Below are 13,700 nucleotides of genomic sequence, written 5' to 3'. Positions count from 1 at the left end.
CAAGAATTCGCGCTGACCATGGCGAGGCCGCCACCGAGCGTGGCTGCCGCGGCATGCTCTAATCGGTCCCGGTACCACGGGCTCCGCTCGGCAGCCTGCGGGGGCGCTTCGACGATCCAGGGGAAACATGGGGAACCCGTTCCACCGCCTGTGCACGCTGTTCCTGCTGCTGTCCGCCACGGCGACGGCACTGGGACAAGCCCTGCCCGAATTGCGGCTGACGCCCGGCCTGTCCGAACAGTCGCTGACCGCGTACACCGGCTATTACCACGACGCTTCGGGCGACGAGGGGCTCGATGCCGCGATTCGGGGCCTGGGCGCGGGCCGTTACCAGCCGCTGCCGAACGGCAAGACCTCGCTCGGGTTCCAGCGCGGCGCGTTCTGGTTCCATGCGCGGCTGCGCAACGAAGTCCGCGACGAACCGCGCTGGCTGCTGGTGCAGCAATACGCGCTCAGCGACGAGCTCGACGTCTACTTGCGCTACCCCGACGGGTACGTGGAACACCAGGCCGGCGGCGACCACCACCCCTTCGACAACCGCAGCGTCCGCTACCGCCACCCGAACTTCCGCCTGGACCTGCCGCTTGGCCAGCCGGTGGACCTGTTCGTGCGCGTGCGGAGCCAGAGCTCGATGCAGGTGCCGCTGACGCTGTACACCCCGCGCGCGTTCACCGAGCAGTCGCGCGATGCGCAGCTCGCGATGGGCGTCTACTACGGCATCCTGCTGGCGCTGTTCGCCTACAACCTGGTGCTGTGGCTGTCGCTGCGCGACGCCAGCTACTTCTGGTATCTGTTCCACATCAGCGCGTTCGGCCTGGTACTGCTCAGCCTGTACGGGCTGGGCTTCGAATACCTCTGGTCGCGCTCGTCGTGGCTGGCGGACCGTTCGATACCGATCTCGATCTGCCTGGCGCAGGTCGCCATGCAGCAGTTCGCACGGCACTTCCTCGGCGTCCGCGAACGCTGGCGCAACGGCGACTTCGTCAGCATCAGCGTGATTGCGCTGTTCGCGGCGCTCGGCCTGGCTTCGACCGCCATCCCGATCCGCCCCGCCACCGAGTTGTCGGTGCTGGCGGTGTTCATCAGCGTCGCCTGGATCGCCGTCGAGACGATCGTGGTGCTGCGCCGCGGCTACAAGCCGGCGTGGCTGTTCCTGCTGGCATGGTCGGTGCTGTTGCTCGGCATCGCCATGGTTGCGATGGTCGCCTTCGGCGTGCTGCCGAAGAACTTCCTGACCGAGTACAGCGTGCAGATCGGGTCGGCGCTGGAGATGCTGCTGCTTTCCATCGCGCTGAGCTACCGCTACGCCTCCCTGCGCAACGAGAACGAGCGCATCGTCCGCCAGGCCAAGCAGCACCTGCAGCAGCAGGTGGAGATCCGCACCGCCGAGCTGCGCGCCGCGCTGGACGACCTGGAGACGGCGCACGCCAGGCTCAGCGAGTACAGCCGCCACGACGGGTTGACCGGCCTGTACAACCGCGCGCACTTCCGCGAGGCCTTCGAATCGCTGCTGGCGAAGGCGGGCGAGGAACGCACGCCGATCGCGCTGCTGATGATCGACCTGGACCACTTCAAGTCGATCAACGACCACTACGGCCATCTCGCCGGCGACGACTGCCTGCGCTGGGCGGCGCAGACGATGGGCTCGGTGCTGCAGCCGCACGGGGCGTTGCTGGCGCGTTTCGGCGGCGAGGAATTCATCGCCGCCCTGCCCGGCATGGACCTGGGCGAAGCCTACGCGGTGGCCGAGGAACTGCGCCGCGCGGTGCGCGAACGCCCCTGCCTCTGCGGCGGCAGCATCATCGAGATTTCCGCCAGCATCGGCGTGCACGCGGTCGATGTCGCCGCGCGCAACGGCATCGACCCGGCGCTGCAGATCGCCGACCAGGCGCTGTACGAGGCGAAGTCGCAAGGACGGGATTGCGTGAGGGTGCTTTGAAACCCCGGCGAAACCGGCGCCGATCCCGCTCATGGCACCGGCGTCCGTATCGGCGATGGCATCGACTTCGCACGTGGACGCTGCGCCGGAACGCGCCGGCCTGCTGTCGCCCTGAGCCGGCAGCGACCGCGCTTACGACAAGGCCGAACGCGACGCCATCAACACCTCGCCGCTTTCGACCAGACCGACCGCGGCAGCAACCTCGCCGTCCAGCGCGCGGTCGCGGTCGAGGAACGGGATCTTCGCGCGGATCGCCGCGTGCGCGGCGGCCACCGCTGCGCCGGGATGGAATTCGTCGGTCGCCGCCAGCTCGGCGCGCAACGCCTCGACCTCGGCGACGAAGGCCTCGCGCCCGGCCGAATCCGGCAGCGGGCCGCCCTGCACCTTCACCGCGAGCGCCTCGGCATCCGCGCGACGGGCAAGGTCGCGCGCGGCGTTGATCATGTCGCGGCGCAGGTCCAGCGCCTGCGCGGCGGTGTACAGCTCCAGCGCCAGCACCCTGCCCAGGTCGCGCGCCATCGCCAGCACGTGGCGCGCTTCGTTGGCGCCCATCGAGACGTGGTCCTCGGCGTTCGCGCTGGTCGGCACCGAGAACGCCGAAGCCGGATGCGCGCGGCTGGCGAGGTCGTTGACGATCGCCGCGGCGGTGTACTGCACGATCATGTGGCCCGACTCGGTGCCGTCCTCGTTGCCGATCAGGAACGCCGGCAGGCCGTCGTTGGTCGCCGGGTCGACCAGCTTGTTCAGGCGCCGCTCGCTGATCGAAGCCAGCACCGGGATCGCCGCCTTCACGTAGCTCATCGCCAGCGCCAGCGGCATGCCGTGGAAATGGCCGGCGGAGATCACCTGCTCCTCGACGTGCGCGGCATCGGCCTTGTCCGGGAACACCAGCGGGTTGTCGGTGACCGCGTTGAGTTCGATGTCGAGCACGCGCTTGGCCTGTTCCACCGCGTCGCGCACCGCGCCGTGCACTTGCGGGATGCAACGCAGCGAGTAGCTGTCCTGCGGCTGGTGCTTCTTGCCGCCGCGGAACGGCTTGAAGCGCAGGTAGAACTTCTCGCGGCCGTGGCGCTGGTCGCTGGGCACCCAGTCCCAGCCGATGTCGAAGCGCAGCTCGCGCGCCTCGCCAGTATCCCAGCTGTGCGGCAGCCACGGCCGGAACTTCGGCACCAGGTGGTACGGAATGTCGGCCAGCGTCGAACCGGCCAGCAGCTTGCGCAACTGCGCCGCCACATGCACCTGCCCCGGGTGCGGACGCAACGCATGCACTTCCTCGGCGAACGCGCCGAGGCGGCCGGCGAAGGCGTCGATGGTCATCGCCGCGGCGAGGTCGGCGGTGTCCAGCAGGCGTTCCAACCTGTGCGTGGCGAGCACGCCCATCGCCAGCATCTGCGCGGTGCCGTTGTTCAGCGCCAGGCCTTCCTTGTACGACAGCCTGACCGGTTCGAGGCCGGCGAGCTTCAGCGCTTCGCCGCCGCGCAGGCGTTCGCCCCGGTAGAAGGCTTCCCCGCCGCCGAGCAGCACGATGGCGAGGTGCGACAGCGGCGCGAGGTCGCCCGAGGCGCCGACCGAGCCGAGTTCCGGCACCACCGGCACCACGCCGGCGTTGAGCATCGCCGCCAGCGCTTCCAGCGTCCGCACGCGGATGCCGGAATGCCCGCGCAACAGCGTATTGATGCGGATGCCGAGCATCGCGCGGACGATTTCCGGCGCCATCGGTTCGCCGACGCAGACCGCGTGGGTGACGATCAGGTTGTGCTGCAATTCCTCGTGCAGCGAGCGCCCGGACCGCGGCGCGCCCGGCAGTTCGTCGCGCAGCGGGTGCGCGCCGAGCAGCTTGTCGGCGTTGCTGCCGAAGCCGGTGGAGACGCCGTAGATCGGTTCCTCGCGGCGCACCTGCTCGGCGAGGAAGTCGGCGGCGCGGGCGACGCGCCGCAGCGCTTCGGCATCGAGCCCGACCTGCGCGCCGTGGGCGATCTCGACCAACTGGTCGCGGGTCAGCGATTGGCCATCGAGTCGGATGGGTTTCATTTGAATGCGCCTTGAATTTGAGCCGTTCGTGCCGTGGGTGACGGAGCGGGGCTCCGTAAAGTCGGAGCCCCCTTCGACTTCAACCCTGCGAGCCTGCGCCCGGGGGCGGGCGGGATTCCATCATGGTCTCGGGGCCGTCAACGCCCCGCCAGCGCGCGCGCCTGTTCGAGCTCGACTTTCAGCGCCGAGGCCAGCTCGTCGCGCTTCACCTCGAACTGCTGTTCGCGCAACAGGTCCTTGACCGCGACCACGCCGCGCGCGGCCTCATCCTCGCCGCACAGCACGACGAAGCGGATGCCGGCGCGCGATGCGTACTGGAACTGCCGCGCGACCTTCTTCGGCTCCATCTGCACCTCGGTGTTGATGCCGCCGGCGCGCAGGCGCCGGGCGATGTCCAGCGAATCGGCCATCCGCGACTCGTCCATCAACGCGACCATCGCCTGCACGCTGCTTTCGTCGACGCCGGCGACCAGGCCGGCCTCGCGCAGTTGCCAGAACAGCCGGGTCATGCCGATCGAGATGCCGACGCCCGGCAGCTTCGACTTGGTGTAGTGGCTGGCGAGGTTCTCGTAGCGGCCGCCGGAACAGATCGAGCCGATCTGCGGGTAGTCGTCCAGCTGGGTCTCGTAGACCGTGCCGGTGTAGTAGTCGAGGCCGCGCGCGATCGACAGGTTCAGGCAGTACGCGCTCTCCGGCACGCCCAGCGCCTTGACCAGGGTGAGCACCTCGCGCAGCTCGGCCACGCCCTCGTTGAAGATTTCGCTGCCCTGCCCCAGCGCATCGAGCCTGGCCAGCGCGTCGTCGTGGCCGTTCGAGCGGATGGCGACGAAGTCGAGGATGCGCTGCACCGCCTCGGCCGGCAGGCCGAACCCCTCGCCGGCCAGCGTCTCGCGCACGTAGTCGGCGCCGCGCTTGTCCAGCTTGTCGACCTCGCGCAGCACCAGTGCCTGCCGTTCCGGATCGGCCACGCCCTGCGCCTCGAAGAAGCCGCGCATCAGCTTGCGGTTGTTGAACTGGACGGTGAAATCGCCGATGCCCAGCTCGGAGAACACCGCGTGGATGACCGCGATGATCTCGGCATCGAAGCGGATGCTCAGCGCATCCTTGCCGATCACGTCGATGTCGCACTGGTAGAACTCGCGGAAGCGGCCGCGCTGGGCGCGTTCGCCGCGGTACACGCGCTGGATCTGGTAGCGGCGGAACGGAAACGCCAGTTCGTGCTCGTGTTCGGCCACGTAGCGGGCCAGCGGCACGGTCAGGTCGAAGCGCAGCGCCAGTTCGGGCAGGCCGTCGCTCTCCTTCCCGAGCGCGCCGGTCGACTGGGCGAAGTAGACCTGGCGCTCGGTCTCGCCGCCGGACTTGGTCAGCAGAACCTCGGACAGCTCGAACACCGGGGTCTCGACCGGCAGGAAGCCGAAGCGTTCGTAGTTGCGGCGGACCGTGTCCAGCATGCGCTGGAAGGCGATCTGCTCGCGGGGCAGCAGTTCCATGACCCCGGGCGGCGTGCGCGGCTTGATCAAGCGGGAGGCTCCAGTAACGGGCGTGGGCGTAAGCCGCTTATTTTAGCGGGCGAACCGGCCGGCGCGCCGGAAAACCACCCGGCTCTTGCCCGGAAGCGGCCCGACTGAATACAATACCGGGCTCGCGGGGTGTAGCTCAGTCTGGTAGAGCGCTACGTTCGGGACGTAGAGGTCGCAGGTTCAAGTCCTGTCTCCCCGACCAAGACCGAAAACGACGAAGCCCGGGGAACCGACGTTCCCCGGGCTTTTTCGTGCCCGCCGCCTTCCGGCGGCCGGTCAGAACGCCAGCACCGCCTGCAGGCGCGCGTAGCGATAGGCGTAGCTGCCGATGCCCGAGCTGGTCGGCACGGGGGTGTCGGTATAACCGGCGTCGATCTGCAGCCAGGCGTTCTTCCAGCGCGGGGTCTGCAGGCCGACCTCGAACAGGCGCGCGCGCTTCCAGCCCTCGTCCGAGCTGCGCTGCCGGCCCCAGCCGGCGCGGGCGCTCCACTGGTAGCCGCCGACGTGGCGGCGCCAACCCAGCACGCCCAAGGCCTGGCCGTACCATTGCGGCGAATAGTAATCGGCCTCGTACGGATCGCTGTTGCGGTAATAGCGCGTGCGCAGCTGCAGGCTCAGGCCCTGCTCCGGCGCCAGCGCGTAGACCACGGTGCCGCGCAGGTGGCTGCGCAGGTTGTCGCCGACGCCGAAATCCTGCACCCCGGCCAGCGCCGTGGCCGACCAGCGCTCGCCCATCGGCAGGTCGATCGCGGCGCCGGCGAAGGTCTGCACCCAGCCGTTTTCGACACCGCCGCGGGTTTCCAGCACGTCGCGCTCGACGAAAAATTCCTTGCGCCGTTCGTCCTGGCTGTGGATCGAAGCGCGGCCGAGCAGGTCGTGGCCATTGCCGCCGACGTCGCCCTCCCACAGCCATCCGCCCAGTTCGCCCGCGCCGCTGAGGTAGGCGCGGTCCTCCGACTCCGACCAGCCGGCGCCGGAATAGTCCGCGCGTTCGACCTTCACGCCCCACCAGTGCCCCAGATCGTCGTGGCGGACGTCCCAACCCAGCGCGTACTTGCGCACTTCGGTGTCGTCGGTATCGGGGCCGACCCACAGGTCGCTGCGCACCGCCTGCCGCGACGGCGCGTCGTCGGCTTCGTCCGCCCGGGCCGGCGCCGCCAGCGCCAGCCACAGCGCCGTCGCGAGGATTCCGGTCTTCATCACTTGGTTCCCCAGGTCTTGCGCAGGCGCAGCAGCTCCGCGGCGTAACCCATCACGCAGACGGGCTGCAGCATCAGCGTGTAGGCCAGGCTGAAGAACAGGAAGCCGCGCACGTTGCGGCGCACGCGCAGGCTCTGGTTCTTGAACATGCGCGACTGCACGCGGAAGATGACGATGTTCCACAACGCCGCCAACGGCAGCACCATCAGGGTCGCCAGGCCGGCGATCCAGTAATGGCCGAACAGCGCCAGCACCAGGCCCGGGATGAAGACCAGCGTGTAAACCAGGTCCAGCGGCAGGAACAGCAGGTTCCACCAGATGAACAGCGTGGTCATGCGCGGCTTGAACAGCAGGCTGGAATGGCGCGCGAACGCCTCCATCAGGCCGCGCGACCAGCGCTGGCGCTGGCGCGAGAACTGGCGCAGCCGCGACGGCACCTTGGTGAACAGGCAGGCTTCCTCGCAATAGCCGATGCGCGCGCCGCGCTTCAGCAGCGCCCACGACAGGACGATGTCCTCGCCGACGCATTCCGGCCAGCCGCCGGCCTGTTGCAGCGCCTCGCGCGTGTACAGCGAGAACGCGCCCTGCGCGACCAGGGTGCCGTGGTACATGCTCTGCATGCGCTTGACCGCGGCGATGCCGTGGAAGTAGTCCCATTCCTGGGCGCGGGTCAGCCAGTTCTCGCGCGAATTGCGCACCAGCACCGCGCCGGCCACGGCCACCGTCCCGGGCGGGTCGGAGAGGAAGCGCGCGACCAGCTTGCGCAGCGCGTCGTGGCGCAGGCAGGAATCGCCGTCCACGGTGACCACCAGGTCCGACGCGGTTTCGGCCAGGCCGCGGTTCAGCGCGCGCGACTTGCCGCCATTCTTCGGCTGCATCAGCACCCGGATATCCAGGCCCGGGCGGGACAGCTCCGCCGCCAGTCTGCGCGCGATGGCCTGGGTGCCGTCGGTCGAGCCGTCGTCGATCACCACCACTTCGACGTTGCCGGGGTAGTCCTGCCTGGACAGGCTGGCCAGCGTGTCGGCGATGTTCTCGGCCTCGTTGTAGCACGCCACCAGCACGCTGACGTCCGGCAGCCGGGTGAAGCTGCGCAGGATCGGCCGGCGGTCGGCGAGGATCGAGCCGACCAGGAACGCATTCATGAATCCCGGCACATAGGCGATGAAGGTGATCACCAGCAACGCCGGCCAGTAGCCGATCAGCCCGGACAACTGCTGCAGCCACGGCTGCGACAGTTTGACGCTGAGCGCGAGCCAGGCCAGCGCAACCAGCAGGACCAGCGCGTACTTCACCCGCACCGGCACGTAGAAGCGCCGGGGTTCAGAATCCGTGACGTCTGTAATTGGAACGATGGAAGCTGCCGAAAGCGCTTCATCATCATCGGCAGAACGCCGTAGGGTTTGACTGTATTCCACTTCGCTGCGACCCGATCGAGACCTGGGTCACAACTAGCAATTTCCATGCCAAATCAAACAGGATGCCGACTGTCGGCGCATGGCGGGAGGGGTCGACGGGGTTTTACCCTTATTCGCGGAATATTCGTGACACACTTCACGTTTATGTGACGCAAATGGTCACATTACCGCATTGCGCGCGCGGTCCAGGGGGCCGGACCGGACCGATGGCGTCAGCACGAGGCTGCCGCCGCAATCCGAATCTCACGTTTGGACCGGGTGCCGCACCTGCCCTTCGCCGCGCACCACGAAGCGCTCCACGGTCAGCGCCTCCAGCCCCATCGGCCCGTACGAATGCAGGCGCGTGGTCGAGATGCCGATCTCGGCGCCGAGGCCCAGTTCGCCGCCGTCGCTGAAGCGCGAGGACGCGTTGACCATCACCACCGCCGAGCGCAGCGATTCGACGAACTTCCCGGCGTTGGCCGCGTCGCGGGTGACGATGACCTCGGTATGGTCGGAACCGTACCTGCGGACGTGGGCGATGGCCTCGTCCAGGGAATCGACCACGCGCACGGCGATGACCAGGTCGAGGAATTCGGCGGCGTAGTCGTCCGCGGTCGCCGGCTTCGTTCCCGGCACGAGCGCGACCGTGCGTTCGTCGCCGCGCAATTCGACGCCGCGCTCGCGCAACCGGGCCGCCGCCTTCGGCAGGAATTCCGCGGCGACGTCCTTGTGTACCAGCAGCGTCTCCAGCGCGTTGCAGGCGCTGGGTCGCGAGACCTTGCCATCCAGCAGCAGGCGCAGGGCGACATCGAGGTCGGCGCTGGCATCGACGAACTGGTGGCAGACGCCCTTGTAGTGCTTGATCACCGGCACCCGCGCATGCTCGGCGACGAAGCGGATCAGGCCCTCGCCGCCGCGCGGGATCGCGAGGTCGACGATGTCGGTCAGCTGCAGCAGCTCGAGCATCGTCTCGCGGCGCAGGTCCTCGACCAGGGTCAATGCCGCGTCGGGCACGCCGGCCTCGCGCATCGCGCGCTTCAGCGATGCGGCGATGGCCCTGTTCGAATCGATCGCCTCCGAACCGCCGCGCAGGATCACCCCGTTGCCGGCCTTCAGGCACAGCGCCGCGGCGTCGGCGGTGACGTTCGGCCGCGCTTCGTAGATCATCGCGATCACGCCCAGCGGCACGCGCACGCGTTCGACCACGATGCCGTTCGGCCGGGTTTCGCCGCGGGTGACCAGGCCGACCGGATCGGGCAGCGCGGCGACTTCGCGCAGGGCCGAGGCGATGCCGGCGAGGCGCTGGTCGTCGAGCTTCAGCCGGTCGAGCATCGCGCTGCCGATGCCCCTGGCCCGCGCGGCCTCGATGTCCTGCGCGTTGGCGGCGAGGATGGCGGCGGCATCGGCTTCCAGCGCCCCGGCCATGGATTCGAGCAGCGCGTTCTTCCGCCCGGTCGGAAGCTGCGCGACCGACTGCGCCGCGTCGCGGCAAGCCAGTGCAAGGGTCTTGATGTCGGTCATTCGGTTCTCCCGCGGGGCACGGCGCGCCGTGCCCCTACAGCAACACGAGGTCGTCGCGGTGGATGACGTTCTCGCCGTAGTTGTAACCCAGTACTGCCTCGATGTCGCGCGAATGCCGGCGTGCGATCAGGCGCACGTCCGGCGCCGAATACTGGCTGATGCCGCGCGCGATGCAGCGTTCGCCGGCCTCCTCGCGCAACGCGACCTCGATCATGTCGCCGCGGCGGAAATCGCCCTCCGCCGCCAGCACCCCGCCCGGCAGCAGCGAAGCGCCCTTCTCCTGCATCGCCCGCGCCGCGCCGGCGTCGACGACGATGCGCCCGGCCTCGACCGGTGCATTGCGCAGCCAGTATTTGCGCGCGGCCAGCCGGTTCCGCGCCGGGCGGAAGCGCGTGCCGTGCAACCGGCCCTGCGCCAGCGCCTGCACCGTCGCCGCGTTGGTGCCGTCGAACAGGAAGGTTTCGATGCCCGCCGCACCAGCCCGGGCCGCGGCCTCCAGCTTGGTGCGCATGCCGCCGGTACCGACCGCGCTGCCGCTGTCGCCGGCCATCGCGAAGAACTCCGGGGTCAGCGCCTCGACTTCGTCGATCGGCCGGGCGTCCGGATTGGTGCGGGGATTGGCCGAATAGAAGCCGGCGATGTCGGTGGCGACGAACAGCGCATCGGCGTCGACCAGCGCGGCGACGATCGCGGCGAGGTTGTCGTTGTCGCCGAGCTTGAGTTCGTCGACCGACACCGTGTCGTTCTCGTTGACCACCGGCAGCGCGCCGAGCGCAAGCAGTTCCCGCAGCGTGGCGCGGGCATTGAGGTAGCGGCGGCGGTTGCGCAGGTCGTCGTGGGTCAGCAGCACCTGCGCGACCGGGCGCTCGAAGAAGCGCTGCCACAGTCCGATCAGCCGCGCCTGGCCGAGCGCGGCCAGCGCCTGGCGTTCGGCCATCGCGACGCCCGCCTCGGCCTTGCGATGGACGATCGAACGTCCGGCCGCGACCGCGCCCGAGGAAACGATCACCACTTCGCGCCCGGCGGCGACGCTCGCCGAGACGAATTGCGCCAGGCCCAGCGCATGGCGCGGGCTGAGCCCCTCGCCGTCGGCGGCGAGCAGGCTGCTGCCGACCTTCAGTACCGCGCGCTTCCACGAAGGAAGTCGTTGCTCGACGAAGGCGGCGGACTGGCTCATGACGCCAGCGACTCCCAGCGCGAGCGCAGTTCGTCGAGCCGCAGGTCGGCGGCCGCGCCCGGCGACGTGCGCGCGGCGAGGCTGGATTCCGGCGTCCTGCCCTCGCCCGCCCTGTCGCTGGCCGCCGCCGCGGCCTTGTAGGCGTCGCGGAACGGCACGCCGGCGATGGCGGCCTCGACCGCGACGTCGGTGGCGTACATGCCCGAATCGATCGCGGCGCGCAGCCTGTCTTCGCGCCATTCGAGGTTCGCGAGCAGCGCCGGCAGCAGTTCCAGCGCCGGCAGGCCGCGGCCGAAGCCGTGGAAGATCGCGCCCTTGCTGGCCTGCAGGTCGCGGTGGTAGCCGGACGGCAGCGACAGCAGCTGCTCGATCTCGATGCGCGCCGCGGCGACGCTGGCGTGGGTGGCGCGCATCAGTTCGATCACGTCGGGATTGCGCTTGTTGGGCATGATCGAGCTGCCGGTGGTGTACTGCGGCGGCAACGCGACGAAGCCGAATTCGGCGCTGGTGAATAGCGACAGGTCCCAGGCGACGCGGCGCAGGTCCAGCGTGGCGCTGCCCAGCGCTTCCAGCGCGGCCAGTTCGAACTTGCCGCGCGACAGCTGCGCGTAGATCGGGCTGACCTGCATGCGCGCGAAGCCGAGCGCCTGCGTGGTGTGTTCGCGGTCGAGCTCCAGGTTGACGCCGTAGCCGGCGGCGGTGCCGAGCGGGTTGGCGTCGACCAGCTTGAGCGTGTCGGCGGCGCGGATGGCATCGTCGATGAAGGCCTCGGCCCAGCCCGCCCACCACATGCCCGCAGACGACACCACGGCGCGCTGGATGTGGGTGTAGCCGGGGATCGGCAGGCCTTTTTCCGCCTCGGCGCGGTCCAGCGCGACCTTGGCGATGTCGCGCGACAGTTCCGCCACGCGCGCCAGCTTTTCCTTCAGCCACAGGCGCGTGGCGACCAGGATCTGGTCGTTGCGGCTGCGCCCGGTGTGGATCTTGCGGCCGGCGTCGCCAAGGCGCTCGGTCAGGCGGAACTCGATCGCCGAATGGCCGTCTTCGTAGCGTTCGTCGAGGACGAAGTCGCCGTTGCGGAAGTCGTCGGCCAGAAGCGCCAGCTCGCGCTTCAGCCCGGCGAGTTCGCCGGCCGACAGGATGCCGATGCGCTGCAGGCCTTCGGCATGCGCGGTGCTGGCGGCGATGTCGTGCAGGAAGAACTCGCGGTCCAGCAGCACGTCGTCGCCGGCGAGGAACTTCTGGATTTGCGCGTCGACCGCGACGCCGGGTTTTTGCCAGAGCAGGTCGCTCATGCCGCCTCCGAAAAGAAATCCGCCCGGGGAATGCCCGCCAGTTCGTCGAAACCGAAGGCGAGGTTCAGGTTCTGAATCGCCTGGGTCGCCGCGCCCTTGAGCAGGTTGTCGAGGGTCGAAACCACGACCACGCGCTTGCCGCCCGGGGCGACGGTGAAGCCGCCGATCTCGACGCCGTGCTTGCCGGCGATGCGGCTCACCCATGGCGCGCCGTCGATCACGCGGACCAGCGGCTCGCCTTCGTAGCGCTCGCGGTACAAGCCGCGGATCGCCTCGGCCTTCATGGGCTGCTGCAGCCACAGGTTCGCGGTCATGGTGATGCCGCGGAACCATGGGGCGACGTGCGGCATGAATTCGACCGGCACGCCGAGCTGGCGCGAAACCTCGCGCTCGTGCATGTGGTCGGCCAGCGCATACGGCATCAGGTTGTCGCGCAGCAGCTCGACGTTGTTCTTGTCCGAGGGCGTGGTGCCGGCGCCGGAATAGCCGGACACGCCGAAGCACTGCGGCGGGCCGGCGAGGCGGTCGAGCAGCGGCGCGACGGCCAGCTGCATCGCGGTCGCGTAGCAGCCCGGGTTGCTGATCCGCTTCTGTCCGGCGTACTTGCCGCGGGTCAGTTCCGGCAGGCCGTAGTACCAGCCGTCGTCGAAGCGGTAGTCGGCCGACAAGTCGACAACAACCGGTTCGGAAGCCGCGGGGCCGGCCTTGGCCGCGTCGATGGCGGCGACGTAATCGGCGGCCTTGCCGTTCGGCAGCGCCAGCACGATGGCGTCCACGCCCTTGGCCGCGACGGCGTCGGGACCGAGGTTCTCGTAACGCAGGGCACCCGCGTACGCGCCGTTGTGCTCGCGCACCGGCTGTCCGTCCAGTTCGCGCGAGGACACGAATCCGAGCTCGAACCGCGGATGGCCGGCGATCAGCCTGATCAGCTCAGCGCCGGTGTGGCCGCGCGCGCCGACGATGCCGATGCGGTTTTTTCCGGCAGTGTTACTGGACATTTGCGGGAACCTCGTGCCTTTGCAGTTTCTCCAGCAGGCCGCGCTTCACCGCCGGCCACTCGCTGTCGATGATCGAGAAAACCACCGTGTCGCGCACGCTGCCGTCGGCATGGCGCTTGTGGTGGCGCAGGATGCCGTCCTGCTTCGCGCCCAGCCGGGCGATGGCCGCGCGCGAACGGACGTTGTGGCTGCTGGTCTCGAAGCCGACGCCGATGCAGCCCAAGGCCTCGAACGCGTGTTGCAGCAACAGCAGCTTGGCCTCGGTGTTGACCCCGGTGCGCTGCACCCGCGGCGCGTACCAGGTGTAGCCGATGGCCAGCCTCGGCGCCGCCGGGTCGAGATCGTAGAAACGCGTGGTGCCGACGACTTCGCCGCCAGCGTCGAGCACCGCGAACGGCAGCGCGCGGCCCTCGGCCTGCATCCGCAACGCGGCCGACACGTAATCCCCGACGCCCTCGACCGTCGGCGTGTTGGTGAACCACAGGCCGTCCAGCCCGGCGGCGTCGCGCGCCATGCGCAAGCCGGCGGCATGCTCGGCGCAAAGCGGCACCAGCGAGACGTGCCTTCCCCGCAGGGTCGGCACCACGCGCCAGTCCGGGGGCAGTGCAGGTCCAGTCAT

General features: G+C 69.3%; 10 protein-coding genes and 1 tRNA gene. 2 read left to right on the top strand and 9 right to left on the bottom strand.

Going from position 1 to position 13,700, the window contains the following annotated elements; genetic code table 11:
- The first annotated feature begins 127 nt into the window (after window positions 1–127).
- Complete coding sequence (locus CSC71_RS01505) at window positions 128–1,939, top strand: sensor domain-containing diguanylate cyclase (RefSeq protein WP_162372573.1); 1,812 nt, start codon at window positions 128–130, stop codon at window positions 1,937–1,939.
- Between the two features lie 132 nt (window positions 1,940–2,071).
- Here CSC71_RS01505 and CSC71_RS01500 read toward each other — a convergent pair whose 3' ends face one another.
- Complete coding sequence (locus tag CSC71_RS01500; protein WP_162372572.1) at window positions 2,072–3,970, bottom strand: HAL/PAL/TAL family ammonia-lyase; 1,899 nt, start codon at window positions 3,968–3,970, stop codon at window positions 2,072–2,074.
- A 137-nt stretch (window positions 3,971–4,107) separates the two neighbouring features.
- Complete coding sequence (gene hisS, locus CSC71_RS01495; RefSeq protein WP_162372571.1) at window positions 4,108–5,490, bottom strand: histidine--tRNA ligase; 1,383 nt, start codon at window positions 5,488–5,490, stop codon at window positions 4,108–4,110.
- Between the two features lie 125 nt (window positions 5,491–5,615).
- On the opposite strand from hisS, the gene CSC71_RS01490 reads away from it, so the two are divergent.
- A tRNA-Pro gene (locus tag CSC71_RS01490) sits at window positions 5,616–5,692 on the top strand.
- 74 nt (window positions 5,693–5,766) lie between these two features.
- Here CSC71_RS01490 and CSC71_RS01485 read toward each other — a convergent pair.
- The 7 genes from CSC71_RS01485 to CSC71_RS01455 all read right to left on the bottom strand — a co-directional run bounded on the left by CSC71_RS01485 (window position 5,767) and on the right by CSC71_RS01455 (window position 13,700).
- On the bottom strand, window positions 5,767–6,690 hold the full coding sequence (locus CSC71_RS01485) for a hypothetical protein (RefSeq protein WP_162372570.1): 924 nt from the start codon (window positions 6,688–6,690) through the stop codon (window positions 5,767–5,769).
- Window positions 6,690–7,997 carry a glycosyltransferase family 2 protein gene (locus CSC71_RS01480; RefSeq protein WP_246191918.1) on the bottom strand — a complete coding sequence of 436 codons (1,308 nt, stop codon included), beginning with the start codon at window positions 7,995–7,997 and terminating at the stop codon, window positions 6,690–6,692. Before CSC71_RS01480 ends, CSC71_RS01485 begins: the two co-directional genes overlap by 1 nt.
- 354 nt (window positions 7,998–8,351) lie before the next feature.
- Complete coding sequence (locus CSC71_RS01475; protein WP_162372569.1) at window positions 8,352–9,611, bottom strand: glutamate-5-semialdehyde dehydrogenase; 1,260 nt, start codon at window positions 9,609–9,611, stop codon at window positions 8,352–8,354.
- Window positions 9,612–9,645: 34 nt separating this feature from the next.
- On the bottom strand, window positions 9,646–10,788 hold the full coding sequence (gene proB, locus CSC71_RS01470) for a glutamate 5-kinase (protein WP_162372568.1): 1,143 nt from the start codon (window positions 10,786–10,788) through the stop codon (window positions 9,646–9,648).
- On the bottom strand, window positions 10,785–12,083 hold the full coding sequence (argH, locus tag CSC71_RS01465; RefSeq protein WP_162372567.1) for an argininosuccinate lyase: 1,299 nt from the start codon (window positions 12,081–12,083) through the stop codon (window positions 10,785–10,787). Before argH ends, proB begins: the two co-directional genes overlap by 4 nt.
- Window positions 12,080–13,081 carry an N-acetyl-gamma-glutamyl-phosphate reductase gene (argC, locus tag CSC71_RS01460; protein WP_162372566.1) on the bottom strand — a complete coding sequence of 334 codons (1,002 nt, stop codon included), beginning with the start codon at window positions 13,079–13,081 and terminating at the stop codon, window positions 12,080–12,082. Before argC ends, argH begins: the two co-directional genes overlap by 4 nt.
- Window positions 13,071–13,700, bottom strand: coding sequence for a GNAT family N-acetyltransferase (locus CSC71_RS01455; RefSeq protein WP_162372565.1), 630 nt, complete (start codon window positions 13,698–13,700; stop codon window positions 13,071–13,073). Before CSC71_RS01455 ends, argC begins: the two co-directional genes overlap by 11 nt.

This window comes from Pseudoxanthomonas sangjuensis (genome assembly GCF_010211755.1).
GTDB lineage: Bacteria > Pseudomonadota > Gammaproteobacteria > Xanthomonadales > Xanthomonadaceae > Pseudoxanthomonas_A > Pseudoxanthomonas_A sangjuensis.
Note: the sequence above shows the minus strand (reverse complement) of the source record. Positions and strands in the feature narration are given on the sequence as shown.